We start from the raw sequence: 24,830 nt of genomic DNA, 5'->3' as shown, positions 1-24,830 counted from the left end.
TGTTGACCACCACTTTTAATCCTTCTAAATTACATAGTTCTTTCATTTAATGTAAAGAAGGAGGACGAGCCATGTTTTTACTATTGATCAGACAAATCTTTCTTGGTTTATCCATTGCAGCCCCTATTGGACCGATAAATTTAGAAATTATCAGAAGGGGAATTTACCAGGGTTTCTGGCCCTCCCTATTTGTAGGAGCAGGAGGAATGACAGCTGACCTCACACTTATGTTCCTAATGTATAAGGGGTTATCCGAATACTTAACTTTAAGTTCGGTTCAAGTCTTTCTATTAATCCTTGGAGCTCTTGTCTTAACTTATACGGGATTTCAAAGCCTCTTTACCAAAAACGATGATATTACCGTTTCATCTAATCGGGAAGAAGATTTACGCATTGGACTCCTTCGCCCTTACCTCACAGGTCTATCTATTGCAGCTTTTAATCCATTAAATATTCTGTTTTGGCTTGGGATCTATGGCTCAGCTTTAAGTGACACTTTCAAAGAAGATAATTTGTTAAAAGCTTTCTATATAAGCAGTGCCATTTTTATTGGAGTAGGATTATGGAATTTAAATTTGGCGCTTACCGTTCATTTTAGCAAAGGTATTCTGAAACCACGAGTACTGAGGACGATATCAGTATGTTCAAGTCTATTCTTACTTGGTCTAGGAATTTATTTTGCCTATAAAGCGGTCCTTTCTATCTTTTCCTTCATAATCTAAGTCAACCTTATAATGCTTACGCACGTAGAATAGATCGGTGACCTAATCTCGGGCGTTTACCTCTTGCTCAGAAGAGTGTTTTCGTCGAAGAAGTGAGGAAGCCCAGAATAAAAGGATGATAGCAGCGAGATCAAGGACTCTGATTTCTCCATATTCAAGGATTGCATAGACGAACGATACAATATAGAAAACTCCAAACAATGCTGAAACATAAGATAACAATTTTTTCACAAAACTTCTCCTTTTATAGAAGATCTATTCTAAGTTCTTCGAGATTAATTTAACTTTTCTGTTCTGAAAGAATATTTAACATTAATTTATAGACTTAAATTCATCCCAAACATAAGAACCACTGGAATCAGGAACAATAAAGATAATAAAAGAAAACATAATCCGTGCACAATTTTATTTCCTTTTTCTTTTTCCTTAAAAAAACCTTGAGCAGCCAAAATAATACCTGCGAGCGCAACAGGTATTACTACAAAAGTGATTCCATATGAAATCCACGACGATGAATGAAATAAGATTGCGGCTATGCTAACGAAGAAAAATGTTATGAAACATAAACTAAATGAAGCCTTAGCAAGTCCAGACACCCCCATCCCCCTTTATCGATTCAAAAGCTTAAAGAAAAGCAGCACTGAAATGTAATAAACTACGGTTAATATGATAATCAGAATAACAGCTTCCACAATTTTGTCCGTTTTGTATTTATACGAGTATCCTAGAAAATAAAGTAGCCATGAGATAATAGGCACTGTTCCCAACCAGTACATAAATTTACGATCTTCCATCGAACCGACTCCTACTAATTAGTGATGTATTTTGTTTCTCTTTTCCTCTACGAATTAACAGTTAAACCGTTTCACTGCTTCATTATTTTATATAAAATTCTTAGGCTAAGTTATGCTTCTAAAGGTATAAATGTTATGGGTCCCTTTCCTTAAAGAATAGTCTTCCCTTGCCAGCACAAGCTATCACAAAAGGAGGTTTAATTGCCTAATGAACAAACAACGCGCCAAAGAAATAGCTTCATCACCTGTAATGGCTCGTGTTGCCTTTAATAACCAGCCGATTTACATTCAACACGTAGATGAAACAAATGGTACAGCACGAATCTATCCGATTAACCAGCCAGAAAATGAGTTGGAAGTTTCCCTTAATGAATTGCATGAACTGAGCTAAACAAAAGAAAGCATCCTTCTTCATATTGAAGGGTGCTTTTGGATTATAAAAGAGGAGCTGTGCTTTCTCCCTTAATTAGAAAAACCGGCAGTGAAATTCTGCGGTTTTCAACAGGCCATGGGTTATTTTTTATCTGTTCAAAAAGCAAATTAACTGCAGTTACTCCCTTCTTACTTACATCCTGTTTAACTGTAGTAAGCTTCGGGATCATGTAGTTAGTAAAATAAACTCCATCAAATCCAGTAATGGAAAGATCTTTCGGTATCTCATACCCTTTTTCATTCAGACGCTTGTAAAACCCGAGAGCTGTAATATCGGAGAAGCAAATAACTGCGGTGATTTCCGGGAATTTCTCGATCATATCTTCGGCAGCCGCATAACCACCTTCGGCTGAAGTATCTGTTTCAATTAAGAGTGATTCATCATAACAGTCGTATGCTGATAATTCTTCTTTACAACCTTCCCACCTATAGTAATTGACAGAATTATAGGTTAGCTTCCCAGACAAAAGGGCTACCTTGCGATGACCTAGTTCAAGTAAATGCCTCGCAGCTGCAGCGCCTCCCAGTTTGTCATCAATACGCACCTGATAAAGACTTACGTCCTCCAGATAACTGTCGATATAAACAGCAGGAATTTTGGATTCTTCAGCTACTTTCACAAAAGAGGAGTTTTCTTCAGCTCCAACGATAATCACACCATCCAGATTTCTTTGATTAATAAAAGCCAATAATTCTTCAGATGAATCGATCCCCTTCAATACGATGGAAAATTCATAACCGCTCGCTTTTGCTTCAATTCCCGAGATTAATTCCCAGTAGAAAGGATTGTCTTTAAGTTTGCGTTCAGGCTGAGTTACTGAAACCACCACCCCGAATAAATAAGATTTCTTCGTCCGCAAATTTTTCGCAGCTAAATTACCTTGATACCGATATTGATGAATGACCGAGCGAACCCGTTCAGCCGTTTTTTCGGACACTCGTCCTTTGTCATTAATAACATTGGAGACCGTAGCTATCGAAACATTCGCTTTCTCTGCAATGTATTTAATCGTTACTTCTTTAGGCAGCATTTTGGAAACCTCCGATGGAACTAATCATTATTTATGTTTTAAATAGTAGCATATCTTTGAATGGTTTCGTATCCATCCTGCCATTAAGAATTCAGAAAAACCCCCTCTGGAAATCGCTGAGGGGGTAATCAAGTTAGTTTTTCACTTTAACCACTACGGTCGTCAGAGGATCCAGCGTGATGCTGTCTTTTTCCAATGTAAAACCAGATGGGTCTTTTACTTTTTTCGTACCGGCTTCGTCTCTATCAACCAGCACCTTTTCTTTTCTAAGATCTTCTTCAAGCGAAAGTGTACGCTTCTCTCTGTCCGCGTTTATAAATACGTAGTAGGTGCCGGTATGATCTGTGGATACATTCCTGTAGCCGATCAGAAGGTCAGCAGAATCGATTTCAGGTGCGTTGATTAAGCTAACGTTTTCATTTACCAATTCCTCCGTGCCTAAACGGAAAGCATTAGTAGATTTTCTAAGCTCAATTAAACCTTTCGTGTATTCCATGGTTTCTTTATGAATTCCTTCTTCCTTCACTTTATCCCAGTCAAACATATTGATCGCGTCAGAAGAATCATAGGAATCATGGATGAAGTATGGGTTATCGAATGGTTCGCCATTTTCATCTACCATATAAGTGGCCTTTTCTTCTGGAACGCCTTCTCCCTTCCATTGCTTCGTTCTTCCGTATTCTTGACCAGCATGAAGGAAAGAAATGCCCTGACTTGTTAAAATCATAGAATTGCCAATTCGAATCCTTCTCTGAATCTCTTCTTCGTGTTCTGCAGGATCTTTTTTAATGGATTGAGCAATCACATCATGCAGTGGTAAATTATCATGTGCCGCAATATATTGAACGATATCTCCAGGATCATCTTCGGACACATTACCAGGCTGTGCTTTAATATTGTTAAAAATCGTGTCAATATCTCTAGCGCCTCCGGTTATGAACCTTGGTTCACCTTCACTGCCAAATCCGGATTTCAACTCATTTCGTATTTCATCTGAAAAAACCGCTGCGCCGTTAGTCTCGTCCATCCAGTCCTGATCAGCGGGTGTAACTTCGTTCTCTGGACTTCCATCTCCTACAAACGTGCGCCATCCTTCACCGAGCATGAGGATATCCGGATTGATTTGTTTAGCTTCATCGTAAGCTTTTTGGACGCTTTCTGCATCCAGATCGCCCATTAAGTCAAAGCGGAAACCATCTACTTTGAATTCCTCAACCCAGTATTTTATGGAATCTACCATAAGTTTTCTGGACATTTCATGAGTCGTGCCGACTTTACCGCCGCCATAACCGATTTTAGCGTTCCCTTCTTCATCCATAAAATGATAATAGTCTGGAACCAGATCCTCAAGGATACTTACCTTGGCTGTATGATTATAAACAACGTCCAATACTACACCCATTTTATGTTTATGAATTTCTTTTACCAATTCTTTAAATTCAGCTATGCGGGCTTCAGGGTCTGTAGGACGTTCAGAATACATCCCTGTCAGCGAGAAATAACTATGGGGGTCATAACCCCAGTTATAGTTATTGTCCTTTGAAGAATACTCCAGTTCCCGTTCATCTGCTTCAAATTCATCACCAAAATAATATTTCATGACGGGAAGAAGTTGTATGTGCGTTACACCTAGCTCCTTCAAGTAATCTAACTTTTCACCAAAAGCTTCAAACGTGCCAAATTGGCTATCCAGCTCAGACTCAAGATCCGGGTCCGAGGTAATATCCCTTACGTGCGCTTCCCAGATAATTGCATCTTCTCTTTTTTCAAATCCTTTAATCTTAGCATAATTAAGCTTTGGACCAATTGATGAAGGATCCACTATTGCCGCTTTACCTACTGTGTCTTCATCATCATCTCTAGAAGCCGCCATCGATTTGGCGTAAGGATCAAGCGCTGTCCTGGTCTCACCGAATGCTTTTACTTCATACTGGTAGTAATAACCAGTTAAATCCTGAACTCCAGTGTTCTGATCATTTAAAGTCACTTCAAAGACGCCTTTTTCACCTTTAGTCATTGGGACTGACTTTTGGATCACCTCATTCTGGTCCTGTTTATCGTAGAGAGTAACCGATACCTCTTCAGCTACAGGAGACCATACTTTAAGTTTTGTGGATCCATCTTTGTAAAGAGTAGCTCCAAGATCGTTTCCGTCATAGGAAAATTTCTTATCAATCAATTGCCAGGCGGCCTTCGCTTCTGTTTCCTGATCATTGAACTTTATTGTGTAGGCTTTCGTTACCTCTAAGGCTTGTTTTATAGTTAATTGAGCCGTTTGACCGTCCACCTGAACGTCTTCGACCGTTAGTGGCGTGCCATCGGGCTGCTTAATTGAAAAATCACCTTTTGACCACTCAGCCGGTACATTACTTAATTTAACCTCGACTTGATGATCTTCTGAAAATTCAGCATAAGTCAGTTCTGTAGATATTTCGGGTTCTTCAACATACACATCGGCATCACCCTGAACAAGCCAGAATTCTCTTTCTCCTGAACTAGGAAAGCTTCTGTCTCCAGGTGTGTCCTTATCATCACCTTTATGTACGATAAAATTGAGTCCATTTTCGATATTTTCTACCGGTATGTCAGCATATACTCCCCAATCGGACTTGTGCTCAAAAAGTACGGGGTTACTCCAATCTACCACGTAATTAATCGCAGGGTTCTGGTCATCTTGATTCCACAAGTGCAGGCCCCAGTTTTTATACTCTTCATCCATACGTTTATAGTGCACTCTGATATGATCCTCAGGAATGATTGATTCGCTCATATCTTCTCCACCTGCAAAGGATGGTGTAGGAAAAAAACTCATAAATAGAAACATAAAGAAACAAATCCCTCCAACAATAAAACATTGCAATTTACTCAAATTTACCCCTCCTTAAGTTTTAGAAACCTTAAAATTTAATGATTAAACGTTTAACCAAGAAAATAAAAAAATAGAAACGCTAATTAAAACGCTTTCAAGGAGTAATATAACATAATTTGGAGATTTTTTAAGTTGTTTTGGCAATTTTTAGAAAATACTAGTCCATTTACCTAAACATATTTCCTCATATTTATTTATTGTTTATTATCTTGCATGTGGTACGTAATAAATGTAAAATATGATAATTCAATGAAATCTTTTCCGAACATAATGCATATAAAAGACATTTAATGTTATGTATATTATATGCCAATGCATTTAGGAGGCATGTTTGATGAATAAAGAAGATTTACAAACTAAAATTGAAGATACGAGAAAGTGTATGTATGAAGCATACAATAAAGGTGAGGATTACAATAAAATTCTTAACATCTCTCAGCAGCTGGACGATTTACTAAACAGGATGGTAAGGTTCAAGAGTGAATATAAGTTGGTATTACTATTGCTCCCTATTCTTATATAAAACCTTAGTAGGGCTTGATAAGGGAGCCGCCAAAACTTTGGTAAATACATGATTTAATCCATAACTTTACTAAAACAGCTATAACCCTAAAAACTTCAAAGCTTAATCCTGTCCCAATTTTTCATGATTCTACTGTCTAACCGTTTGGGAAAATAATGCTTTTATTTGTAAAAAAAATATTGGACAACTTCTTTGTAGATTAAAATGCTCTCAAATTATTGTTGAGCATATTTAGGAAATTGAATGTTTTCCTTCAAGTTGAGCAGTTTCAATGCACCCTTTGTCCTCTTGTGCTAAGCTTAATGAGTTAAAATTTGCGGCGTCTATTCATCCTTTTTGAATAGATGCTTTTATTTTTTACCCCCATAATAAATTAGGTGTTGAGAACATGAAGAAACTGCTATTATTACTGGCTGGATTTGCAGCCGGTTATCTATTTGACTTAATGAGTATACCAGCGGGATGGCTGCTTGGAGCTATGCTCGTTGGGGCTTTTTATCGTCTATTTATCAATGAGATTAGCTATCCCAATTATTTGTTTAATCTTTCTCTTGCCGTTATTGGCATAAGCATCAGCTTAAGTATTCAAGTTTCGATGTTTCAAGAAGCTGCCAACTACTTGCTGCCCTTAGCTGTAACACTGGTTACACTGCTTGTAGCAAGCTGGTTCTTAGGTAAGCTCCTCGCCAAATATTCAAACCTTGATGAGAAAACAGCCTTGTTTTGCTGCTTACCAGCTGGGGCATCCGTAATGATGGCTTTGAGTAGAGAATATAATGCTAATATGAGCATGGTAGCTGCTTTTCAAACAGTGAGGATTATGATGCTTGTCTCTACTATTCCTATTGTTGCTGGTTTTATGACGTCCTTTATATCTACTACAGATGCTCAAGGCACAAACGCAGCAACTGGAAATGAAAGCAGCATGTCAATGTGGACCGCTATTTTAATTTACTTACTGCTTACAGTTATAACTTTATTACTGGCAAGGAAATGGGCAATTCCTATTGCTCCTTTCTTATATTCGATTGTGTTAGGATTTTTATTCGTAACGTTGGTGCAGCCCTTACCCTCTATGCCAAATCTGATGGTAGGCGCTGGGATGGCTTTACTTGGAGTGATCATAGGTTCTCGCTTTGACAGGGAATCGCTGTTAGAAATTAAACAAATTGGCTGGATGAGTCTGGCTATCCTACTAGCCTTCTTCCTGCTAACCTTTGTGATCACTTTTGTGTTTTATATTCTGACGCCGCTTGACTTTATAACCAGCTTAATAGCTATTGTACCCGCAGGGGCCCCACAGATGGCATCCGTCGCATCTTCGCTTAATCTAGACGCCAGTATTGTTGCTGCCATGCAGGTCATTCGATTGCTGGTCATCATATTAATTATTCCAATGCTCGTCCCATTTCTGATAAAAAAAGAATCAAACCATCTATAAGTGATGAATGTAAAAAAATGGAGGACCAGGTCCTCCATTTTTTTACATTCAAGAGTTGTTAAGGGTTTGCTTTATTTCCTTTTCTCCGAGATACTCGTTTGCAGCTTCTAAGCGTTCGTGTTCATCCACAGAATCCCCTTCATAGCGCTCCTCTGAAAATGGCTTGTCTGACTTCAATCCTGCTTCCACTTCCACTTCAGCTGGATAGGTCGCTCCATGAGTTTCAGGTTTGTTTACTCGTTTTTTCATATCCATCACCTCTTTAGGGTAGTTTGGGATTATTAGTGGTTTTTATCCTATTAAGGACTAAGTTTACATTCTTCTTTGAATGAAAAAAAAGCAGCATGGACGGGGTTTCCCCGCTCATGCTGCTTTTTTTTATTCTTCAGGGTCTTGATCATTTTCCGTCGTATTCTCCGACTCCTCTTCTTCCATAGTTGCAGAAGCTTCATTATACTGCTTCGATGCTTCAGAAGAAAAGTTCGTTACATTACCTCTGGAAACATAACTTTCAAGCATTGCTTTCAAGTCCATACCTGTTGTTTCTTTTAATGATTCCTGGATACCCAGCATGGTTGATGTAACACTGTTTGCGACTTTAGCTGATCCACCTTTGGAATTGGATCCTCCCATGTCAATTACCTTCATATCCTTAATTTGGGATAGAGGAGCAGATACTTTCTCAGCATATTCAGGTAATACGTTAATCAGCATTTCTACAATTGCTGCTTCACCATAGTGTTCCATAGCCTTAGCCATCCGTTCTTTAGATTCGGCTTGCGCAATTCCTCGCTGACGGATAACTTCCGCTTCGGACTCCCCTTTTATTCTTTCTGTATCCGCTTCGGCTTCAGCTCGTTTGGTTACTTCATAAGCTTCCGCGTCTGCAATGGAACGGCGTCGTTTATTTTCCTCCTCTTCCAGCTCAACAGCTCGCTGTTTCTCTATGTATTGAACCTTAAGTTCCTCTTCTTTAATTTGCTGAGCAAGCTTTTGACGTTCTAACTCGCCCGCCTGGTTCGCGTTTTCTTTTGCCCGATTGGTATCTTTCTGGAATTCTGCTTCTTTGATGTCCTTTTCTTTAGTGGATTCGGCTACAGCCGTAAGTCTTCGGTTTTCTTCATCTTGAGCTTCCTGATCATTTTTTGCCTGATAGATACGAGTCTCTTTGGTGGCATCCGATTCAGCCATATTTGCTTTCTTTTGAACTTCGGCGATGTGCGGCCGGCCCAGGGCATCAATATACCCATTCTCCTTGTCCACGTCTTCTACGTCGTTAAGAGCAAACGAAGTAATTTCAAAGCCCATTCCTTTCAAATCAGCTTCCGCTATTTTCTTAACTTGCGTATTCACTTCTTTGAAATCGTTGTAAATTTTTTCAATGGGAAGTGAAGCAATAATAGAGCGAAGGTGTCCATTTAACACATCTTTCAGTTCCGACTCACGCTCATTCTGTTTCTTTCCTAAGAATTTCTCAGCGAAGTTAGCCATAATTTCAAGTTCACTACCAATACTGATTACAGCTGTACTTGCTACTCTCACTGGAATTCCTTCTTTGGTATAAGCTTTTTCTGAGTTCACTTGTAATTGAAAAGACGTTAAGTCAATTGGTGTGGCTGTTTGAAACATTCGTAAACGGTACCCACCGCCGCGGATGATTTTCACAGATCGTCCATTCTCGTCCTCAAACACATTTTTTTCCTGCTGTGGATCCCCAAGTTTCGGTCCTGTCACAATTAAAGCTTCGTTAGAGCTAGCCGTTTTGTAACGTAGACGGAAAATAATAAAAGCGATTATTCCCCCTATAACGACAGTGACTCCTAATACAATTAGGATGATAGCGAGCAAAGTATTTTCCAGCAAATTTACAACCCCTTTTCTAGATTTCACTTATTTTTACTATTAAAAAATAAGTTCACCATTCCGTAACGAATTTATACCGGATAAAGTTTCAAAATTTAATAGATTTATTTATAATCACATCCAGTTTCTCTAGGAAAGGCTCACAAATATAATATATTTGTTGAAGATCGTTCAACAACTGAATCTCTACACTACTTATTAGAAATATTCTTAACGCGGCTAACACCACATGTGAAAGGATATATAATTACTTTCCAACTATTACTATTGAATTCGATAAAAATTAACTTATATTACGATAAGTTTTAATGGTATAATTCCCTTATTATGGGTGAGCGATTCCATTATTTAATCCTAAGGAGAATTAGATGCATAGAGAATTTAAATATATTGGCGAGAAAATCATTGATCACAAATACCAGTTGGCTAAAACCTATAGTAATCATATACCTACTATTTCTCAGGCAAATTTGGAGAAACGAGGCTCCGACGAAAAGGAGTATATGAATGTGCGAGAAGAGCTTGTGGAGCTTTCCGGTGAAATATTATTTAAAGAGGAAGATGAGGTATATGAAAAGGTTCAGCGCTGGGCATGGAAGGTTTCCTCTCTTACAATTGAATATGGGATATCCTTAACTGAATCCCTCCGAATTATTTCTGCCTATCAACCTATCATTTGGGATTTCTTCCAGGAGGAACTGGAACTAGAGAAAATATCTCCGAAAACTGTAATAGAGACTACGAAAAAAATAGATCGGCTGATGGACTTAGTGGTCAGGGTGTTTGGAGAAGTACACGAAAACCATAATCGTCAGCTGGCTGCTACAGCTTATAGTGCAATGGAGGAATTGTCAGTACCTGTAGTACCTGTAGCGGAAGGACTAGTAGTTATACCCCTCGTTGGGGAAATCGATACGAATCGAGCGGAACTTATTAAAGAAGTCACTTTAACCGAAACAAGTGGAACCGAGATAGAGCAGGTCATCTTTGATATATCCGGGGTCCCTATCTTAGATACTATGGTAAGTAATGAACTCTTTAACATTATTCAGTCGTTAAAACTACTCGGCATTGAAACAAGTATTACAGGGATTCGCCCTTCCATTGCTCAGACTATCACATCATTAGGAATCGACTTTAGCAATATTCATACGTGTGCTACCCTTCAGCAAGCATTGGCTAAATTTGGATTAAAACGAGTAAATACCCCTTAACAGCTTCCTGCTGTAAAAGGGGTTTTATCATTGAGTGTAAAATACTGTTCTCATTTGTTCAGGAAAGTCAATAAAAGGATTGCGATTTCCCTGAATGGAATAAATCGCCTCATTTCTATGGTGTTCATATAAACTTGGAGGTTCAGCCTCATGCCATTGAAGGAGTAGCTCTTCATTTACTTTCTTTCTGTGTACAGGTTCAATTTCTTCGGGATATCTTATCAAGAAATACAGCATGGATCGAGCAACCGTACCTTTTGCATATTCGGGCTCAAAATATTCATTTTCTGTTTTCCCACAATGGCTTTCTACGCGATTTACGCCTGCCTCTTGCACGGGGTAATTTGCAAAATCGTAATAAGGATAGTTACTTCTTATTGAGTTACATTGAGGGTCACATGTAAACAGATGATGAAGATCGCCGCGCATGGGTTCTTTTTTATCATACCAGGACTGAGGAACCACGTGTTCACAGTTGTATTTCAAAAGAGTTGAGAATTCGCTCGGGTTTTCCGTTTCTTCAGAGGCCGCTTTCATTTTCAAATAAGCTTCGAAATCTTCCTGAATGACATCTTCAGGTTCTCTTGCTTCACCTGAATAAATGCTTCTAAGCTTTCCATCTGGTCGTAAATCAACCCAGGGATATACATATTCGCCAGGATCATAGAGAACCTTTTTATGGTGGCTGGATTGTATTAAGTCTTCTATTGCTTTTCGATTAGCTTCTTGAAAGTTGATGTTCCTATAGTAGCTTTTTATGGATTGCTCGGACTTATCTGGGTCATAATACAATCTCTGATCTTTCAAGATATTCTCAACTGTTGTTTTAGTTTGTAACAGACGCTGTTCCAGCTGCTTTACATCTGCACGAGTTGGTGGCTGACGCTTTTCAAATTTTTGCCCCATTGATGTTCCTCCTTTTCTGAGAAAGCTCGCTCCTCCCTAACTACCCCTGTTCCATAGGGTACTACTTCAATATTATACGACTTTAGGTTTTTAAAAGCTCCTGTTGGTGATGTGTGCTTAAATTGCATATCCATATCAGCTTTAGTTTACATAATAATTTTATGATTAACTATAGAGAAGATTTGACTATCCTAAAGGAGATCTTCTCTTTATAAGTCTCCACCCCCTCCGTTTCCTCCTCTTTCATAGTATTTGGCCGTTTTCTCATGCGCTTTGTCATATGCTTTTTCTCTCTTCGTTTTCCTCTGCTTGTTCAGTTCATCTCCATAGAAGCGATTGGTGTTCCCTCCAAAAAAATCCCTAAGCATACCATAGAGCAATGGCAATACAAGTAAAGAAATGATAATCATTAAAAACCAAAACCCGCTGATCATTATGCAAGTATCCTCCTTTATATTCAGACTTTTCACAGATATTTTCTCATAATCTAATAAATGGTTAAATTAATACCCCTTACACTAGCTTATAGATCAGTTTGGCAGACAGGCTTCTGAGAATTTGGAGGGAGTTCGCATACTGCAACCATTTGTAACGGAACAATTGGTTTCTTGAATCATTTCAAATCGGGTATCTTACACAGTTTGATAAAAGTATTATGAAAAATCAGGTACCTAACTATCTCAAAAAAAAGAAGCCCTGTTGGACTTCTTTTTAAGAACGTTTGCTTGTAAATAGAAGGAAAATAAAATAGGGTGCTCCTATAGTAGCTGTAAACACTCCAGCAGGAACTTCTAAAGGTAAGAATACAGTCCGGCCGATTAAGTCTGCTCCCATAACAAGAATAGCGCCGATTAAAGCCGATATAGGAATGAGAGATCCATAAGAGGACCCCACAAGCCGTCTGGAAATGTGCGGAGCCATTAGCCCTACAAAGCCAATTCCGCCAGCAAATGCTACAGCAATGCCTGTGAGCGCGGTAGCTAGAATCAGGAAAATAAGCCGGTCCCTATTCAAGTTAGCTCCAATACCGGCAGCTGTTTCGTCTCCAAGCTCATGGGCATTAATCCTTCTCGCTACCACTAGCGAAAGGAACAATAATACCACTACGACGGGGATAATGATTCTCACCTCTTCCCAATTAGAACCATACACACTGCCTGTAAGCCAGATGTTTGCCTGAGAAGCCCGGTAAATAGGACCTACAATCATGAGCGTAGTGATAATGGCTTGTGTAAGAGCTGATATGCCGACTCCAATGATGATTAATCTCATAGGGGAAATACCATTCTTATAAGCGAGAACATAAAGCAAAATCCCTACAATAGCAGCACCTGCAAAAGAAGCCAGAGGCATCCAGCTTATACTAACGGTTAAAGCATTATCGTCGTTACTGAAAACGGCCAGAAACGCCACGACCCCAACGCCTGCACCTCCTGTAAGACCTATAAAATCAGGCGAAGCCAGCGGATTTCGAATCATCCCCTGCAGAATAGCTCCGCTTACAGCGAGTGCCATTCCCACAAATAAAGCATTCAGAATTCGTGGCATTCGAAAGGAATTAACAATCATTTGATTTGAGCTTTCTCCCTGTCCGGCAAAAACCTTTAATACATCCACGGGATGAACAAAAAGTTGTCCCAATGAAGCTGAAAATAGGAAAACAATCAATAAAACTAATGTTAATATACTCAAAATTGTTATCGTTTTAGTATCATATGTGTTTCTTGAATGGCGAATAGAAGTTTCTTTACTCATGAGCTTTCTCCCCCTTTACGCGCTATATAGAAGAAGAAAGGCGTCCCTATCACTGCTGTCATCACGCCTACAGGCACCTCTTCCGGCATGATCACGTACCTGGCACCAATATCCGCTAACAGCAGTAAAACGGCTCCCAGAATTCCTGAATAAGGTACAACCCAGCGATGATCCTGGCCGACCATCCACCTTGCAAAGTGCGGAACCACAATTCCAACAAAACCAATAGGGCCTGCAACCGCTACAGCACCGCCAGCCAATAGGATAATAATGAGCCCTGTTACGGCTTTTATCCAAACTGTACGCTGACCTAAGCCCTGAGCCACGTCTTCCCCCATTAGGAGAATGTTAATATGACGAGCAATAAATAGGGCACCAAGCCAGGCAACTGCCAAATAAGGAAGAACTGGAATTAAGTGCTCGAGGTCTCTGCCCTGGACAGATCCTGCGAGCCAGAACAAAACTTCATCAAGTGCTTTTTCATTTAATACAAGCATTCCTTGAGTGAAAGAAGAAAAAAGTGCTGCAATGGCGGCTCCAGCAAGTGTAAGCCGCATAGGTGTCAGTCCTTCTCTCCCAATTGAACCAATCGCATATACGGTAATTGCCGCAAGCGCAGCCCCAGCAAACGATATCCACGTTAGCCCGCCGAAAGGTACAGCAGGAAAATAAGCGATTGCAAGGACCACTAAAAAGGAAGCCCCAGCATTAACCCCGAATATTCCTGGTGAGGCTAAAGCATTTCTTGTTAAAGCCTGCATTAATACTCCAGCCATGGCTAAAGAAGCACCTACACAAGCTGCGATAATAGCTCGCGGAAACCTTACATCCGTAATAATGATGTGTTTATTAGATTGATCAAAATGAAAAAATGCCTCATAGACATCCGTGAAATTCACATCCGTGTATCCTAAAATAACACTGGCTAAGGTAGACAGGAGGAGTACCAATACTCCTATGAAGATCCCTATCCCCTTCCAGGCTGTTGAATGAAGTACCATAAAACCTTGTCCTTTCAAACTTATAACTTCCCAAATCCTAGTAATAAGTCTATTTGTAGAATGTTTGAGTGTCAACGAATTTGAGAATCATTTTCAATTTAACTACAGAAATATGACAAAATCTATTGACTTCTACCTCGATTTTATATAATCTCTTATTGTAAATGATAATCATATTCAATTAGGGAGTTGCTATTATTATGTTAAAAAGGTACTTAGCACCATTTGCTCTATTGATGGTTCTTTCATTAGTTTTATCTGCTTGCGGAAATTCTTCTTCTGAAGAAGATACCACCCAGGACGGTGGGGATAATTCTGGTGATTCTGGATCTGAAAACTTTGAGCCATACACAATCGAACATGCTATGGGAGAAACAACGGTAGAAGAAAAACCAGAGCGTGTTGTCATCCTGACTAATGAAGGCACGGAAGCACTTCTTGCTATGGGAGTTAAACCTGTAGGAGCAGTTAAATCCTGGACAGGCGATCCATGGTACGATCATATCAGTGACCAAATGGAAGGTGTAGAAGTTGTAGGGGACGAATCTAATGTAAATATTGAAAAAATCCTTGAACTTGAACCTGATTTAATCATTGGTAACAAACAGCGTCAGGAAGATATTTATGAAAAGTTAAACAAAATTGCCCCTACGATCTTCTCTGAAAAACTACGTGGTGAGTGGCAAAGTAATTTCATGACATACGCTGAAGCTCTAAATATGGAAGATAAAGGTCAACAGCTGATCGACGAATATGATCAAAGACTAAATGATTTTGCCGACCAAGCTGGAGATAAATTAAATCAAAAAGTATCGGTCATCCGTTTCTTGCCGGACCATGTACGAATCTATCATAAAGATTCTTTCTCCGGTGTCATTCTGGAACAAATCGGGTTCGAGCGTCCTGAATCTCAGGATGTAAATGATTTTATGGAAAAAGCGACGAAAGAAAGAATTCCAGCTATGGATGGAGACGTCCTCTTCTACTTCACTTATGAACCAGGAGATGGAGCTGCAAGCAATCTTCAAGAAGAATGGTTAAACGATCCGCTCTTCCAGAACCTTGATGTAGTGAAATCTGGAGACGTTCATGAAGTAAGTGATGCGATTTGGAACACTGCCGGTGGATATATAGCGGCTAATGAGATGGTAGATGATTTGGAGAAATACTTTTTAGAAAATGAAGAGTAAGCTGAAAAGGAATGGCCAGATAATGCGGCCATTCCTTTTTTATAATGATTATGTTATTTCTTTACGGGCTGGTTAATGAGAAAAAACGAAAGATCATATCCCATCTAGTTTGTGATGTGAGCGGGAACATTGTAAAATCCAAGATAGGAAAAAAGTTCTGCAGAAAGTAGGTTCGTTTATGAGTCGATTCATTAGTCTTTTGATCGTCATCCTAATAATCGCAGGATGTTCTCAGGATACAACTCCATCCAATCCGGAAAATGAGGCTACATCCGTGAATATAACCGAAAGGGAATTAGATGAGGTGGTGTTCATGTACAAAGGTCAGGACTATCAGGCCAAATACTATATTGAATGTCTGGCACAAGCTGAATGTGAAGATTTTAGTCAGAAGGGAATTAAAGTAACGGACAGTCTTGACCAGTTAAAAGAAGCCATTAAGCCAGGCTTAATCAATGCGGAAGTAGGAGATAAAGTCCAAATTAAGTTTCCAGAAAGCTTTTCTAAACCTGATTTTCTCTCTTATCAAAAAATTCAAGGTGGTACTGCTGTTGAAGAAAAAATAACCAATCAGTCCATAACGATTAAAGGTGAAAAGGATAAGAATATGACTTACATTATTGATGCTTCCTGGGGAAGCTCAACGGTAACTACAGCCTCGGTTAAGTTTGTATTTCTTATACCTCCAAAAGCTCAGTAAAAAGCGGAAACTTCAGTTAACCTGAAATTTCCGCTTCTTGTTTACTTATGGTTAAGCGCTCCAAAGTTTTTCATATACTTCAGCTTGAACCTCCTGATGATGACGAAGTGTAACCAGACTTACACTTACATAAGCCATCAGGGATAAAATTACTGGCAGGACCACCGTATGCATACCAAAAGCGTTCGGCATAAGCGAATGAAACAGAATATAACTCCCTACTCCTGTAATAATGGAAGCAAGGGCCCCACTCGCGTTCCCCTTCTGCCAATAAAGCCCCATAATTACTGGCCAGATAAAAGCAGCCTCCAATCCTCCAAATGAGAAGAGATTCAGCCAAATTAACAGTTCTGGGGGCTTAACTGCCATTGCGAAAACAAGTACCCCAATAATAGCCGTTACACTTATACTGAAGCGTTTAATCGTTTGATCATCTGCTTCCGGTTTTACATAGTTCAAATAAACATCTTTAACAACCGCAGAGCTAACCAACAGCAGCAGAGAGTCAACCGTAGACATAATAGCTGCCATGGGTGCTGCGAGCACAATTCCTGCCAGCCAGTTAGGCAGAACCTCCATCGCAATCTTGGGCATGACTGTATCCCCTACTTCTATACCCGGAAGTACTGAGCGGGCAAATACCCCCGTAAGATGCATACCAAGCATGATGAACCCTACTACAATCGTTCCTATAATAAGAGCTTTATGCATGCCTCTGGAATTCTTGTAAGACATCGCTCGTACGGCTACCTGGGGCAGTCCGACCACACCTACTCCTACTAGTACCCAGAATGAAGACACGTATAGCGGAGTAAGAGATTGATCGGAGCCAAATGGTGATATAAGAGCTGGGTTTTCTGCAGTTAAATCAGAAATAATATTCCCTATGCCGCCGCCGGCAATAATGGTTCCTATTAAAATGACCAGTGTACCCACAAACATGACTACACCTTGAATGGTATCCGTAATTGCTACCGCACGAAAACCGCCAATAATGACATAAACCAATACGGATACCGCGAATATAAACAATGCGGTTGTATAGGATAGACCAGTGAGCGATTCGATTAACCGGGCTCCGCCAACCCATTGAGCAGCCATTGCTGAAAATAGAAAAATAATAATGCTTGCTGCTGATAAAATGACTACCCATTTACTCTGATATCTTTCTTTTAGAAAATCAATTAACGTAACCGCTCTAATTTTCCTCGCCATGATGGCAAACTTTTTGCCAAGCACAGAAAGCACAAAGTATCCAGTCGCCAGTTGAGACATTGAAAGCAGTACCCATCCAAGTCCCATCGTGTAAGCTACTCCGGGTCCTCCTACGAAACTGCTTGCACTTCCATATGTAGCCGTCATCGTCATGGCAAGGATAAATCCCCCCAGCTGTCTGCTTCCAAGAAAATATTCCTGGAGAAAGTTCGAGGTGGATCTAATATGCTTAGAGGCATAGAAACCTACGAAGAAAATAATCATCAGAAATAATAAAAGCGGTATAATTACCTCCCCGTTCATTCTTCATCCTCCTCTTCAAACGACACTTCTTTGTACAGAAACTTAACAGCAAGCATCACTAATACAACGACTAAAACAGTCGAGGCAATGCAGCTGTAGAAAAACCAGGCCGGCAGTCCCCAAATATAACTATATTCTTCTACGGGTTTTGAACCCAGTCCATAGGCAAACCCAAACCACAATGCAAAATTAATCATGACCAGCACAAGCCCGATTAAAGCTTCTCGATTAGCTACACGATACCTTGCATCCTCCTTGAATCGTTTCGTTTTTCTCATACATGGACTCCTTATTTAGTAGATTTCAGTAGAAAAGCTATATTTTTACCATAACACCTATATGTGAATATACAGAATCTAACCGCTTCATTTTATATGAGTTGAATGGGATGGTTCAAGAACATAAACTCGTAGTTTTAGCAGAAACCTGTTACTGACGATTTGACTTATCTAGTTTAAAAGACCTAAAGCCGTTCTTTTGACAAACCTGTTTTTATTTCTTAATCTGTAGTTATATTAATTAGTATGTGTAGCAACTATTTTGTGATGGCAGACCAAGAGAGGGATGTACCTTGAAGTTATCTTTTGAAGATTATATCACCATTAAAATCCATCGCACCGATTTAAAATTGACGAATTATATTAAATCGAGACTTGAACCATACAATCTTGCACCCGAACAGAATCTCATTATGATGCTTCTCTGGGAAGAAGATGGACTAAACCAGAGACAGATCGCCAAGAAGTTAAATAAAGATAAAACGAACATTGCCCGTATGGCTTCCAGCTTGGAGAGTAAAGGTTTTATTACTAGGAAATACTCAACAGAAGACCGCCGTTCACTGGAGCTTTATCTCACGACAACCGGCAGCGAATTACGGGAGGAAATAATGCCAGTGACTGAAGAATTCAATAAGATTGCCACTAAAAATCTAACGAGTAAAGAGAAAGAGCAATTAGAACATCTTCTTAACAAGATAGACGAAAACTTCAATGAATTCCCCGAATAACATCATTTATATAAATTTTTAAAACAACAGCAATAGCAAATTGATTAGAAAGGATGATAGAATTGGATGAAACATACTTTAAAAGAGATGTGAAAGATTCATGGTATGTAAAATATAATGAAATGGGTTTCCCGGCTATCCAAAAAGGATGGGTACTACCCGTAGACCGCTGGGCAGAATTCGATCCGTTCATTCTAATGGCGGAGGACTGGTTTAAAAAAGGCACGTTTCCTGACCACCCCCATCGCGGGTTTCAAACCGTTACCTATGTAGTGGATGGCCGTCTTGAACATATCGACAACGGCGGAGGACATGATATTCTTGAGCCAGGTGACGTTCAGTACATGAATGCGGGATGGGCTGCTCGTCATGCAGAAGATGGTGTGGAAGATGATATCGCGCACACCCTTCAACTATGGTTAAACCTTCCTAAAGATAAAAGAAATACGGATACGATTTATCAGAATGTGTACTCTGAAAAGGCGCCTGTTGTTTCGTTTGACGGTGGGTCCATAAAGGTTTTTTCCGGAAACATTGCAGGAGTTAAAGGGCCTTTAGAATCTATTGTTCCTTTTACATTAAGTGAGATTACTCTGTCTGATGGTGCCGAACTTTCTCATTATATACCTGAGGACCATAACGCCTTTCTTTACGTATTAGCCGGAAGTATATCCGCCGGGACAAGCAGTACCGAGCTTAATAAACATGGTGTGGCAACACTCACCTATAAGGATAAAGGAAATGAGCATCAATCCAGTGAACTAAAAATCAGAGCTAACAAACGTCAAACTAAAATCCTTGTTTATTCTGGTGCTCCAATTAGAGAGAACATCGTTCCTTATGGTCCATTTGTTATGAATTCGATGGATGAAATTAAGCAGGCTTATCTTGACTTCAATCAAGGCAAGTTCGGACCTCCTGCTGAATAAAAAGCCATGAATGTAAATTTATCCATAATCAGGTTATGGTAAAGTTAAAAAAAACATTTAATGGCACTAAAATTATAATGAAAGGAGGGCTATTATGGCTTTTGTAATAACCAGCCCGTGCGAATCAGAAAAAGCAGGAGAATGTGTTACCGTTTGTCCTGTAGATTGTATCGCAGAAGGCCCGGATCAATTTTATATTAATCCAGACATTTGTATCGACTGCGGAGCATGTGTGGCAGCCTGCCCTGTAGATGCTATTGTCGAAGAATATGAAATGACACCTGATGAAGAGCCTTACTTGGATAAAGCAGAAAAATTTTTCGGTAATATATAGAAAAAAGCGCCAAATCCTAGTGTGGATTTGGCGCTTTTATTAGAATAATGATTTAATATAATTTTTGCAGCGCTTCTTTATCAAAAGGCAGTAAATCATTCTCCTGACCTTCACGCACTTTCCTTACCCATTCAGGGTCCATTAATAAAGAACGGCCAATGGCTACGAGATCGAATTCTTCCTGATCAAGTTTTTCAACAAGACCATCGAGACTGGTTGTATTAGCACCAGAAAAACTCGTAAACTCTCCATCCAGCCCAACGGATCCCACTGAAATAACAGGCTTACCTGTTAATTTCTTCGTCCATCCTGCTAAGTTCAGATCAGAGCCTTCAAATTCTGCTTCCCAGAATCGGCGGGTAGAACAATGGAAGATATCGACACCCGCTTCCACAAGAGGTTGTAGAAAACGTTCTAATTCATCCGGGGTTTCAGCAAGTTTAGCTTTGAAATCATTCATTTTCCATTGAGAAAAACGGAAAATAATCGGAAAGTCGGGACCGACTTCACGACGACATGCTTTTACCACTTCTACAGCAAATTGAGTACGACCTACAAGATCACCACCATAACGATCTGAGCGGCGGTTTGTATTTGCCCAGAAGAATTGGTCAATTAGATAGCCATGAGCACCATGGATCTCAATCCCATCAAATCCTAAACGTTTAGCATCCGCTGCGCCTTGTGCATAAGCTTCAACTAATTCACCGATCTCCTGCTCTGTAAGAGGCTCCGTTACCGGTTCACCATCAAGACTCAAACCGGATGGACCTACTGGAAGAGCTTCCTCATTTGGCAGATCTCCTTTGCTTCTTGTCATCCCTACATGCCATAGCTGGGGTACAATTTTTCCGCCTGCATCATGAACCTGTTTTACAACATTGCTCCATCCTTCCAATGCTTTTTCCCCGTGAAAAACAGGGATACTGGCTCCTGATACCGATGCTGGATGATTAATGCCGGTTCCTTCAGTAACAATCAGCCCCACTCCATTTTCAGCACGACGGCGATAGTAATCAGCCACGTTCTGATCTGGAATGTTGCCGGGTGAAAATCCTCGGGTCATTGGTGCCATGACCGTACGGTTTTCTAATACAAGATTATCGCTATTAAATGTTTGGAATAATGGTTCGGTTGATTGATTCGTATTATTAGTCATTTTTCAAATCCTCCTCTTTCATTCTTGCAAGAAGTATTATGGCAAATCCACGAAGCGAAAGAAAGCAATCTGTTTATAGCCACACCACACAAGGTATAAGTAAATATAATAAACCAAAAAATGCTGAACCCCTAAAGGTTCAGCATCTCTCCTAATTTTCCACTTACTGCTTTCATATTAAATTAATAAACATTCATGATCATACAAATAGGAATAACGAATATCAATAAATAGAAAATACTCAGCTGATAGAGGAAAGCTAAATGTCCGAATTAAATCCTTTGTTTCAATATCCGAATAAATCTCAGAAAGAATACCTTTGTTCCATGTTTGCATTTGCATAACGTTTTCTAAGAAATAAGGCCGGAATGCCCAGTTGGAACCTCGTTTATCCGGATCGATTTCCCAAGTGTTTTCATGCTTATTAAAGTTTGAGGAAACTTGCTGACCATCACTGTTGCACACGAACATCCGAAAGCTTTCCTCACTAAATTCAGAGGTTGCCGTTTGGATAAATGCATCTACTTTCTTCTGACCTTCCCATTTAGGAAGTAATTCTTTAATTTTCTTTTCCCATAACAGGATATACTTCAACCTTTGCTCCACGAGCGATTTTTCACGTCTAATATAATGGGCTATTTTAGTACTCACATTTAAAGAAAGGGACTTTGTATCAATAAGCGAAAATTCCGGCCTCGCTAAATAATGACCCTGATAATATCTCCCTCCGTGTTTCCATGCGAAGTAAAGTTGAGATTCATCTTCAATGTTTTCAAAAAGCAAAGCTGCTCCTATACGTCTTCCAAGCATGGATAATGAGTACATAATATCCTGAAATCCATCAGAATTGTGCTGTCTGATTATGGCTGTATTGATCTTTAAAATATGTGGTTCCAATTGACGAATGCGGTCAATATTTGAGCTTCTCGCCCCTACATTATCCACTGCAATTTGGATACCATACGTTTTGTAATAAAGCAGCAAGTTGCTTAACACTTCAAATTCCTCATCAAAATCATGTTCGGTCACTTCAAGCACGACTCGCTCCATAGAAAACCCCTGTTTTTGAAACTGGAGAAGCGTGTCTAATAGATCCTCGCCATTATTCACCATTAATTGTTTCGCATTTCGATTGATGAATAACAAGCCGTCCTGGTTAGATTCAATCATCTGTGAAAGGGCTAATTTCAACAAATGCTGGTCAACTTCTACTTTAAATTCCTCCGGCACATCGTCATCATGGAAAAAGAACCCCAAACTTATCCATTCGCGCCCGTTATAATACCTGCCCAGTACTTCGTATCCGACCACATCATGTCTTATCGCACTTACTACAGGGTGATAAACAGGCTTAATTTGATCCAGATTTCCCACAATATCCAATGGATCCATTGTTCCCCCTCCTGCATGACTTTCTCTATTTCCAGATGTGTCCATATATGCTGTCTCTCTCTTCATTTTAAAACCCTCATTAATCCTGTGATTGTTTATCCACTTCTCCTGTTATTTCTACTTTTATGTAGTAAATTCCTGCTTAGCACTGATGGAAAGGTAACTCTTCCTCATATTATTATAGAAATCTATCTATTTTTCAACAGAATAAAACAATAAAAAACTCATTTAAGTCTTTGACAGAGTAAAATATATACGGTAAATTAACTAATAGACGAACGATTATTTGTTTGTATTTTTAAATATTCGTTTTCAGGAGTGAAAAATATGGAAAATGTATTTGACTATGAAGATATTCAGCTTGTTCCTGCTAAATGCGTTGTAAACAGCCGTTCAGAGTGTAATCCAACCGTTATGCTGGGCAGCAGACAGTTTAAGTTACCGGTAGTACCCGCAAATATGCAAACGATTATTGACGAGAAAATCGCTCTATATCTAGCTGAAAATGGGTATTTTTATATTATGCATCGCTTTGAACCCGAAGCCAGATACACGTTTATCAAAGATATGATGGAACGCGATTTGTTTACTTCCATTAGTGTCGGTGTAAAAAAGGAAGAGTACCGATTTATCGAGCAGCTGGCCTCTGAAAAATTGATACCAGATTATATAACCATTGATATTGCTCACGGGCATTCCAACGCCGTTATAGAAATGATCCAGCATATTAAGCACCATCTGCCTGAAAGCTTTGTAATCGCTGGAAACGTAGGAACACCGGAAGCGGTTAGAGAACTTGAACATGCAGGAGCTGACGCAACTAAAGTCGGAATCGGTCCAGGGAAAGTATGTATTACTAAAATTAAAACCGGATTTGGTACAGGCGGGTGGCAGCTGGCTGCATTGCGCTGGTGCGCCAAAGCGGCCAGCAAACCAATTATCGCGGATGGAGGCATTCGAACTCATGGTGATATAGCAAAATCCATTCGTTTCGGTGCCACTATGGTTATGATTGGTTCTCTATTTGCCGGTCACGAAGAATCTCCAGGAGAGACATTTGAGAAAGACGGCAAACGTTTTAAGGAATACTTTGGGTCTGCATCTGAATTCCAAAAAGGCGAAAAGAAAAATGTAGAAGGCAAGAAAATGTATGTGGAGCATAAAGGCAGCCTGGGGGATACTCTCGAAGAAATGGAACAGGACCTTCAATCTTCCATTTCCTATGCAGGCGGAAACAAGCTGGAAGCATTGAGAACGGTAGATTATGTGATTGTCAAAAACTCTATATTTAATGGAGATCGTGCCTATTAAACGAAAAAAAGGAATGAGCTAATTCAGGCTCATTCCTTTCTTTATGTGGCTGTATAAACTTCATGGGACGGAAGTTCTAACAGAGATAACTTGCCTCCGTATACAGCGCCGGTATCTATATCCACCTGATCTTCATAATAAGCAATGTGCCTCACAGGTGTATGTCCGTGAACCACGGTTTTACCAAGCCCTATCCTGGCCGTCTGCCGAGTCCAAAGCATCGTTTGTTCTTCCTGTTCCTGAAGAGGAATATGCGGCATTAATCCAGCATGTACGAATATATATTCTTCCGTTTCATAATAAAGCCTCAGATTATTCTCCATCCATTCCTGATGTTCCCGAAGTTCATCCATATTTCCATTATAAGACTTAAAAGTTGTGGAAGCTCCGTTCAAATCCCATAGTTTCTTAGCTTCCTTTTCATATTTAGAACGTATAAATAAATCGTCGTGATTTCCTTTAATAGCAATGGCTCCATCATTCTCCACAAGATCAATGACCTTTGCAACTACATCTCTAGAACAAGGACCTCTATCTACATAATCTCCAAGCAGAATCAACTGATCTTCCTTTGGATTGTAAGAAGCCTCTTGTAAGACGTCCTCAAATTTTTCAATATCTCCATGTATATCAGAAACTACAAGATAACGCATGGATCAATTCCTCCTTTAACCTGCCGCTAAATTGCAGTAACAACTTCGTAACCTGGAAAAATAGGTACAGGTAAATACTATTTA

Annotated in this window: 27 protein-coding genes; 11 read left to right on the top strand and 16 right to left on the bottom strand. The window is 39.6% G+C overall.

Going from position 1 to position 24,830, the window contains the following annotated elements:
- The first annotated feature begins 71 nt into the window (after positions 1 to 71).
- Positions 72 to 722, top strand: coding sequence for a LysE family translocator (locus LCM11_RS00415; RefSeq protein ID WP_224892334.1), 651 nt, complete (start codon positions 72 to 74; stop codon positions 720 to 722).
- 42 nt (positions 723 to 764) lie between these two features.
- Here the strand turns inward: LCM11_RS00415 and LCM11_RS00410 are convergent, their stop codons facing one another.
- From LCM11_RS00410 to LCM11_RS00400, 3 genes are all read right to left on the bottom strand, one after another.
- Positions 765 to 953, bottom strand: coding sequence for a hypothetical protein (locus tag LCM11_RS00410; RefSeq protein WP_224892333.1), 189 nt, complete (start codon positions 951 to 953; stop codon positions 765 to 767).
- An 86-nt stretch (positions 954 to 1,039) separates the two neighbouring features.
- The gene (locus LCM11_RS00405; protein WP_224892332.1) at positions 1,040 to 1,318 is read right to left on the bottom strand and encodes a hypothetical protein; all 279 of its coding nucleotides are present in this window, start codon (positions 1,316 to 1,318) and stop codon (positions 1,040 to 1,042) included.
- Between the two features lie 12 nt (positions 1,319 to 1,330).
- A complete protein-coding gene (locus LCM11_RS00400; protein ID WP_224892331.1) occupies positions 1,331 to 1,516 on the bottom strand; it encodes a hypothetical protein in 186 nt (61 codons plus the stop codon).
- Between the two features lie 208 nt (positions 1,517 to 1,724).
- Between LCM11_RS00400 and LCM11_RS00395 the strand changes: the two genes are divergently transcribed.
- On the top strand, positions 1,725 to 1,907 hold the full coding sequence (locus LCM11_RS00395) for a small acid-soluble spore protein H (protein ID WP_224892330.1): 183 nt from the start codon (positions 1,725 to 1,727) through the stop codon (positions 1,905 to 1,907).
- 43 nt (positions 1,908 to 1,950) lie between these two features.
- Here the strand turns inward: LCM11_RS00395 and LCM11_RS00390 are convergent, their stop codons facing one another.
- The gene (locus LCM11_RS00390) at positions 1,951 to 2,979 is read right to left on the bottom strand and encodes a LacI family DNA-binding transcriptional regulator (protein WP_224892329.1); all 1,029 of its coding nucleotides are present in this window, start codon (positions 2,977 to 2,979) and stop codon (positions 1,951 to 1,953) included.
- A 133-nt stretch (positions 2,980 to 3,112) separates the two neighbouring features.
- Positions 3,113 to 5,848 (bottom strand): pullulanase, encoded by a 2,736-nt coding sequence (locus tag LCM11_RS00385; RefSeq protein WP_224892328.1) that lies wholly within the window; start codon positions 5,846 to 5,848, stop codon positions 3,113 to 3,115.
- Between the two features lie 334 nt (positions 5,849 to 6,182).
- Here LCM11_RS00385 and LCM11_RS00380 point away from each other — a divergent pair, with 334 nt between their 5' ends.
- Positions 6,183 to 6,371 carry an aspartyl-phosphate phosphatase Spo0E family protein gene (locus LCM11_RS00380; RefSeq protein ID WP_224892327.1) on the top strand — a complete coding sequence of 63 codons (189 nt, stop codon included), beginning with the start codon at positions 6,183 to 6,185 and terminating at the stop codon, positions 6,369 to 6,371.
- Between the two features lie 388 nt (positions 6,372 to 6,759).
- Positions 6,760 to 7,812, top strand: a complete 1,053-nt coding sequence (locus LCM11_RS00375) for an AbrB family transcriptional regulator (protein ID WP_224892326.1) — start codon at positions 6,760 to 6,762, stop codon at positions 7,810 to 7,812.
- Positions 7,813 to 7,860: 48 nt separating this feature from the next.
- Here the strand turns inward: LCM11_RS00375 and LCM11_RS00370 are convergent, their stop codons facing one another.
- The gene (locus LCM11_RS00370) at positions 7,861 to 8,061 is read right to left on the bottom strand and encodes a hypothetical protein (protein ID WP_412098118.1); all 201 of its coding nucleotides are present in this window, start codon (positions 8,059 to 8,061) and stop codon (positions 7,861 to 7,863) included.
- Positions 8,062 to 8,190: 129 nt separating this feature from the next.
- Entirely contained in the window at positions 8,191 to 9,675 is a 1,485-nt protein-coding gene (locus LCM11_RS00365; RefSeq protein WP_224892324.1) for a flotillin family protein, read from the bottom strand.
- Positions 9,676 to 10,043: 368 nt separating this feature from the next.
- Here LCM11_RS00365 and LCM11_RS00360 point away from each other — a divergent pair, with 368 nt between their 5' ends.
- Positions 10,044 to 10,889 carry an STAS domain-containing protein gene (locus tag LCM11_RS00360; RefSeq protein WP_224892323.1) on the top strand — a complete coding sequence of 282 codons (846 nt, stop codon included), beginning with the start codon at positions 10,044 to 10,046 and terminating at the stop codon, positions 10,887 to 10,889.
- Between the two features lie 27 nt (positions 10,890 to 10,916).
- Here the strand turns inward: LCM11_RS00360 and LCM11_RS00355 are convergent, their stop codons facing one another.
- The 4 genes from LCM11_RS00355 to LCM11_RS00340 all read right to left on the bottom strand — a co-directional run bounded on the left by LCM11_RS00355 (position 10,917) and on the right by LCM11_RS00340 (position 14,551).
- Positions 10,917 to 11,795: an endonuclease I family protein gene (locus LCM11_RS00355; RefSeq protein WP_224892322.1), complete on the bottom strand. Its 879-nt coding sequence runs from the start codon at positions 11,793 to 11,795 to the stop codon at positions 10,917 to 10,919.
- A gap of 209 nt (positions 11,796 to 12,004) precedes the next feature.
- Positions 12,005 to 12,229 carry a hypothetical protein gene (locus LCM11_RS00350; protein ID WP_224892321.1) on the bottom strand — a complete coding sequence of 75 codons (225 nt, stop codon included), beginning with the start codon at positions 12,227 to 12,229 and terminating at the stop codon, positions 12,005 to 12,007.
- Between the two features lie 277 nt (positions 12,230 to 12,506).
- Positions 12,507 to 13,550, bottom strand: a complete 1,044-nt coding sequence (locus LCM11_RS00345; RefSeq protein ID WP_224892320.1) for a FecCD family ABC transporter permease — start codon at positions 13,548 to 13,550, stop codon at positions 12,507 to 12,509.
- A complete protein-coding gene (locus tag LCM11_RS00340) occupies positions 13,547 to 14,551 on the bottom strand; it encodes a FecCD family ABC transporter permease (RefSeq protein WP_224893062.1) in 1,005 nt (334 codons plus the stop codon). The genes LCM11_RS00345 and LCM11_RS00340 overlap by 4 nt, the downstream gene beginning before the upstream one ends.
- 200 nt (positions 14,552 to 14,751) lie before the next feature.
- Here LCM11_RS00340 and LCM11_RS00335 point away from each other — a divergent pair, with 200 nt between their 5' ends.
- Entirely contained in the window at positions 14,752 to 15,741 is a 990-nt protein-coding gene (locus tag LCM11_RS00335) for an ABC transporter substrate-binding protein (RefSeq protein ID WP_224892319.1), read from the top strand.
- Between the two features lie 178 nt (positions 15,742 to 15,919).
- The gene (locus LCM11_RS00330) at positions 15,920 to 16,441 is read left to right on the top strand and encodes a hypothetical protein (protein WP_224892318.1); all 522 of its coding nucleotides are present in this window, start codon (positions 15,920 to 15,922) and stop codon (positions 16,439 to 16,441) included.
- 51 nt (positions 16,442 to 16,492) lie between these two features.
- Here the strand turns inward: LCM11_RS00330 and panF are convergent, their stop codons facing one another.
- The gene (panF, locus tag LCM11_RS00325) at positions 16,493 to 17,959 is read right to left on the bottom strand and encodes a sodium/pantothenate symporter (RefSeq protein WP_224892317.1); all 1,467 of its coding nucleotides are present in this window, start codon (positions 17,957 to 17,959) and stop codon (positions 16,493 to 16,495) included.
- Positions 17,956 to 18,237, bottom strand: a complete 282-nt coding sequence (locus LCM11_RS00320) for a YhdT family protein (RefSeq protein ID WP_224892316.1) — start codon at positions 18,235 to 18,237, stop codon at positions 17,956 to 17,958. Before LCM11_RS00320 ends, panF begins: the two co-directional genes overlap by 4 nt.
- 293 nt (positions 18,238 to 18,530) lie before the next feature.
- Between LCM11_RS00320 and LCM11_RS00315 the strand changes: the two genes are divergently transcribed.
- The 3 genes from LCM11_RS00315 to LCM11_RS00305 all read left to right on the top strand — a co-directional run bounded on the left by LCM11_RS00315 (position 18,531) and on the right by LCM11_RS00305 (position 20,231).
- Complete coding sequence (locus tag LCM11_RS00315; RefSeq protein ID WP_224892315.1) at positions 18,531 to 18,968, top strand: MarR family winged helix-turn-helix transcriptional regulator; 438 nt, start codon at positions 18,531 to 18,533, stop codon at positions 18,966 to 18,968.
- Positions 18,969 to 19,030: 62 nt separating this feature from the next.
- Positions 19,031 to 19,897: a pirin family protein gene (locus tag LCM11_RS00310; RefSeq protein ID WP_412098117.1), complete on the top strand. Its 867-nt coding sequence runs from the start codon at positions 19,031 to 19,033 to the stop codon at positions 19,895 to 19,897.
- 94 nt (positions 19,898 to 19,991) lie between these two features.
- A complete protein-coding gene (locus LCM11_RS00305; protein ID WP_224892313.1) occupies positions 19,992 to 20,231 on the top strand; it encodes an indolepyruvate ferredoxin oxidoreductase subunit alpha in 240 nt (79 codons plus the stop codon).
- A gap of 52 nt (positions 20,232 to 20,283) precedes the next feature.
- Here the strand turns inward: LCM11_RS00305 and LCM11_RS00300 are convergent, their stop codons facing one another.
- Together LCM11_RS00300 and LCM11_RS00295 are read right to left on the bottom strand one after the other, a co-directional pair.
- Positions 20,284 to 21,390 carry an NADH:flavin oxidoreductase gene (locus tag LCM11_RS00300; RefSeq protein WP_224892312.1) on the bottom strand — a complete coding sequence of 369 codons (1,107 nt, stop codon included), beginning with the start codon at positions 21,388 to 21,390 and terminating at the stop codon, positions 20,284 to 20,286.
- A 177-nt stretch (positions 21,391 to 21,567) separates the two neighbouring features.
- Positions 21,568 to 22,782 (bottom strand): EAL domain-containing protein, encoded by a 1,215-nt coding sequence (locus LCM11_RS00295; RefSeq protein ID WP_224892311.1) that lies wholly within the window; start codon positions 22,780 to 22,782, stop codon positions 21,568 to 21,570.
- A gap of 327 nt (positions 22,783 to 23,109) precedes the next feature.
- On the opposite strand from LCM11_RS00295, the gene guaC reads away from it, so the two are divergent.
- The gene (gene guaC / locus LCM11_RS00290) at positions 23,110 to 24,093 is read left to right on the top strand and encodes a GMP reductase (RefSeq protein WP_224892310.1); all 984 of its coding nucleotides are present in this window, start codon (positions 23,110 to 23,112) and stop codon (positions 24,091 to 24,093) included.
- Between the two features lie 41 nt (positions 24,094 to 24,134).
- Here the strand turns inward: guaC and LCM11_RS00285 are convergent, their stop codons facing one another.
- The gene (locus LCM11_RS00285; RefSeq protein ID WP_224892309.1) at positions 24,135 to 24,746 is read right to left on the bottom strand and encodes a metallophosphoesterase family protein; all 612 of its coding nucleotides are present in this window, start codon (positions 24,744 to 24,746) and stop codon (positions 24,135 to 24,137) included.
- Between the last annotated feature and the right edge of the window lie 84 nt (positions 24,747 to 24,830).

Origin of the sequence: Halobacillus halophilus, from assembly GCF_020171985.1 — a bacterium.
Classification (GTDB): Bacteria; Bacillota; Bacilli; order Bacillales; family Halobacillaceae; genus Halobacillus; species Halobacillus halophilus_A.
This window is presented reverse-complemented; position numbering and strand designations above follow the sequence as displayed.

Coding starts and splice junctions, on each gene's coding strand:
- LCM11_RS00380 (WP_224892327.1), top strand. CDS start 6,183: ATGAATAAAGAAGATTTACAAACTAAAATTGAAGATACGAGAAAGTGT.
- LCM11_RS00285 (WP_224892309.1), bottom strand. CDS start 24,746: ATGCGTTATCTTGTAGTTTCTGATATACATGGAGATATTGAAAAATTT.
- LCM11_RS00375 (WP_224892326.1), top strand. CDS start 6,760: ATGAAGAAACTGCTATTATTACTGGCTGGATTTGCAGCCGGTTATCTA.
- panF (WP_224892317.1), bottom strand. CDS start 17,959: ATGAACGGGGAGGTAATTATACCGCTTTTATTATTTCTGATGATTATT.
- LCM11_RS00400 (WP_224892331.1), bottom strand. CDS start 1,516: ATGGAAGATCGTAAATTTATGTACTGGTTGGGAACAGTGCCTATTATC.
- LCM11_RS00395 (WP_224892330.1), top strand. CDS start 1,725: ATGAACAAACAACGCGCCAAAGAAATAGCTTCATCACCTGTAATGGCT.
- LCM11_RS00335 (WP_224892319.1), top strand. CDS start 14,752: ATGTTAAAAAGGTACTTAGCACCATTTGCTCTATTGATGGTTCTTTCA.
- LCM11_RS00390 (WP_224892329.1), bottom strand. CDS start 2,979: ATGCTGCCTAAAGAAGTAACGATTAAATACATTGCAGAGAAAGCGAAT.
- LCM11_RS00340 (WP_224893062.1), bottom strand. CDS start 14,551: ATGGTACTTCATTCAACAGCCTGGAAGGGGATAGGGATCTTCATAGGA.
- LCM11_RS00355 (WP_224892322.1), bottom strand. CDS start 11,795: ATGGGGCAAAAATTTGAAAAGCGTCAGCCACCAACTCGTGCAGATGTA.
- LCM11_RS00370 (WP_412098118.1), bottom strand. CDS start 8,061: ATGAAAAAACGAGTAAACAAACCTGAAACTCATGGAGCGACCTATCCA.
- LCM11_RS00320 (WP_224892316.1), bottom strand. CDS start 18,237: ATGAGAAAAACGAAACGATTCAAGGAGGATGCAAGGTATCGTGTAGCT.
- LCM11_RS00350 (WP_224892321.1), bottom strand. CDS start 12,229: ATGATCAGCGGGTTTTGGTTTTTAATGATTATCATTTCTTTACTTGTA.
- LCM11_RS00295 (WP_224892311.1), bottom strand. CDS start 22,782: ATGGATCCATTGGATATTGTGGGAAATCTGGATCAAATTAAGCCTGTT.
- LCM11_RS00360 (WP_224892323.1), top strand. CDS start 10,044: ATGCATAGAGAATTTAAATATATTGGCGAGAAAATCATTGATCACAAA.
- LCM11_RS00300 (WP_224892312.1), bottom strand. CDS start 21,390: ATGACTAATAATACGAATCAATCAACCGAACCATTATTCCAAACATTT.
- LCM11_RS00330 (WP_224892318.1), top strand. CDS start 15,920: ATGAGTCGATTCATTAGTCTTTTGATCGTCATCCTAATAATCGCAGGA.
- guaC (WP_224892310.1), top strand. CDS start 23,110: ATGGAAAATGTATTTGACTATGAAGATATTCAGCTTGTTCCTGCTAAA.
- LCM11_RS00415 (WP_224892334.1), top strand. CDS start 72: ATGTTTTTACTATTGATCAGACAAATCTTTCTTGGTTTATCCATTGCA.
- LCM11_RS00345 (WP_224892320.1), bottom strand. CDS start 13,550: ATGAGTAAAGAAACTTCTATTCGCCATTCAAGAAACACATATGATACT.
- LCM11_RS00305 (WP_224892313.1), top strand. CDS start 19,992: ATGGCTTTTGTAATAACCAGCCCGTGCGAATCAGAAAAAGCAGGAGAA.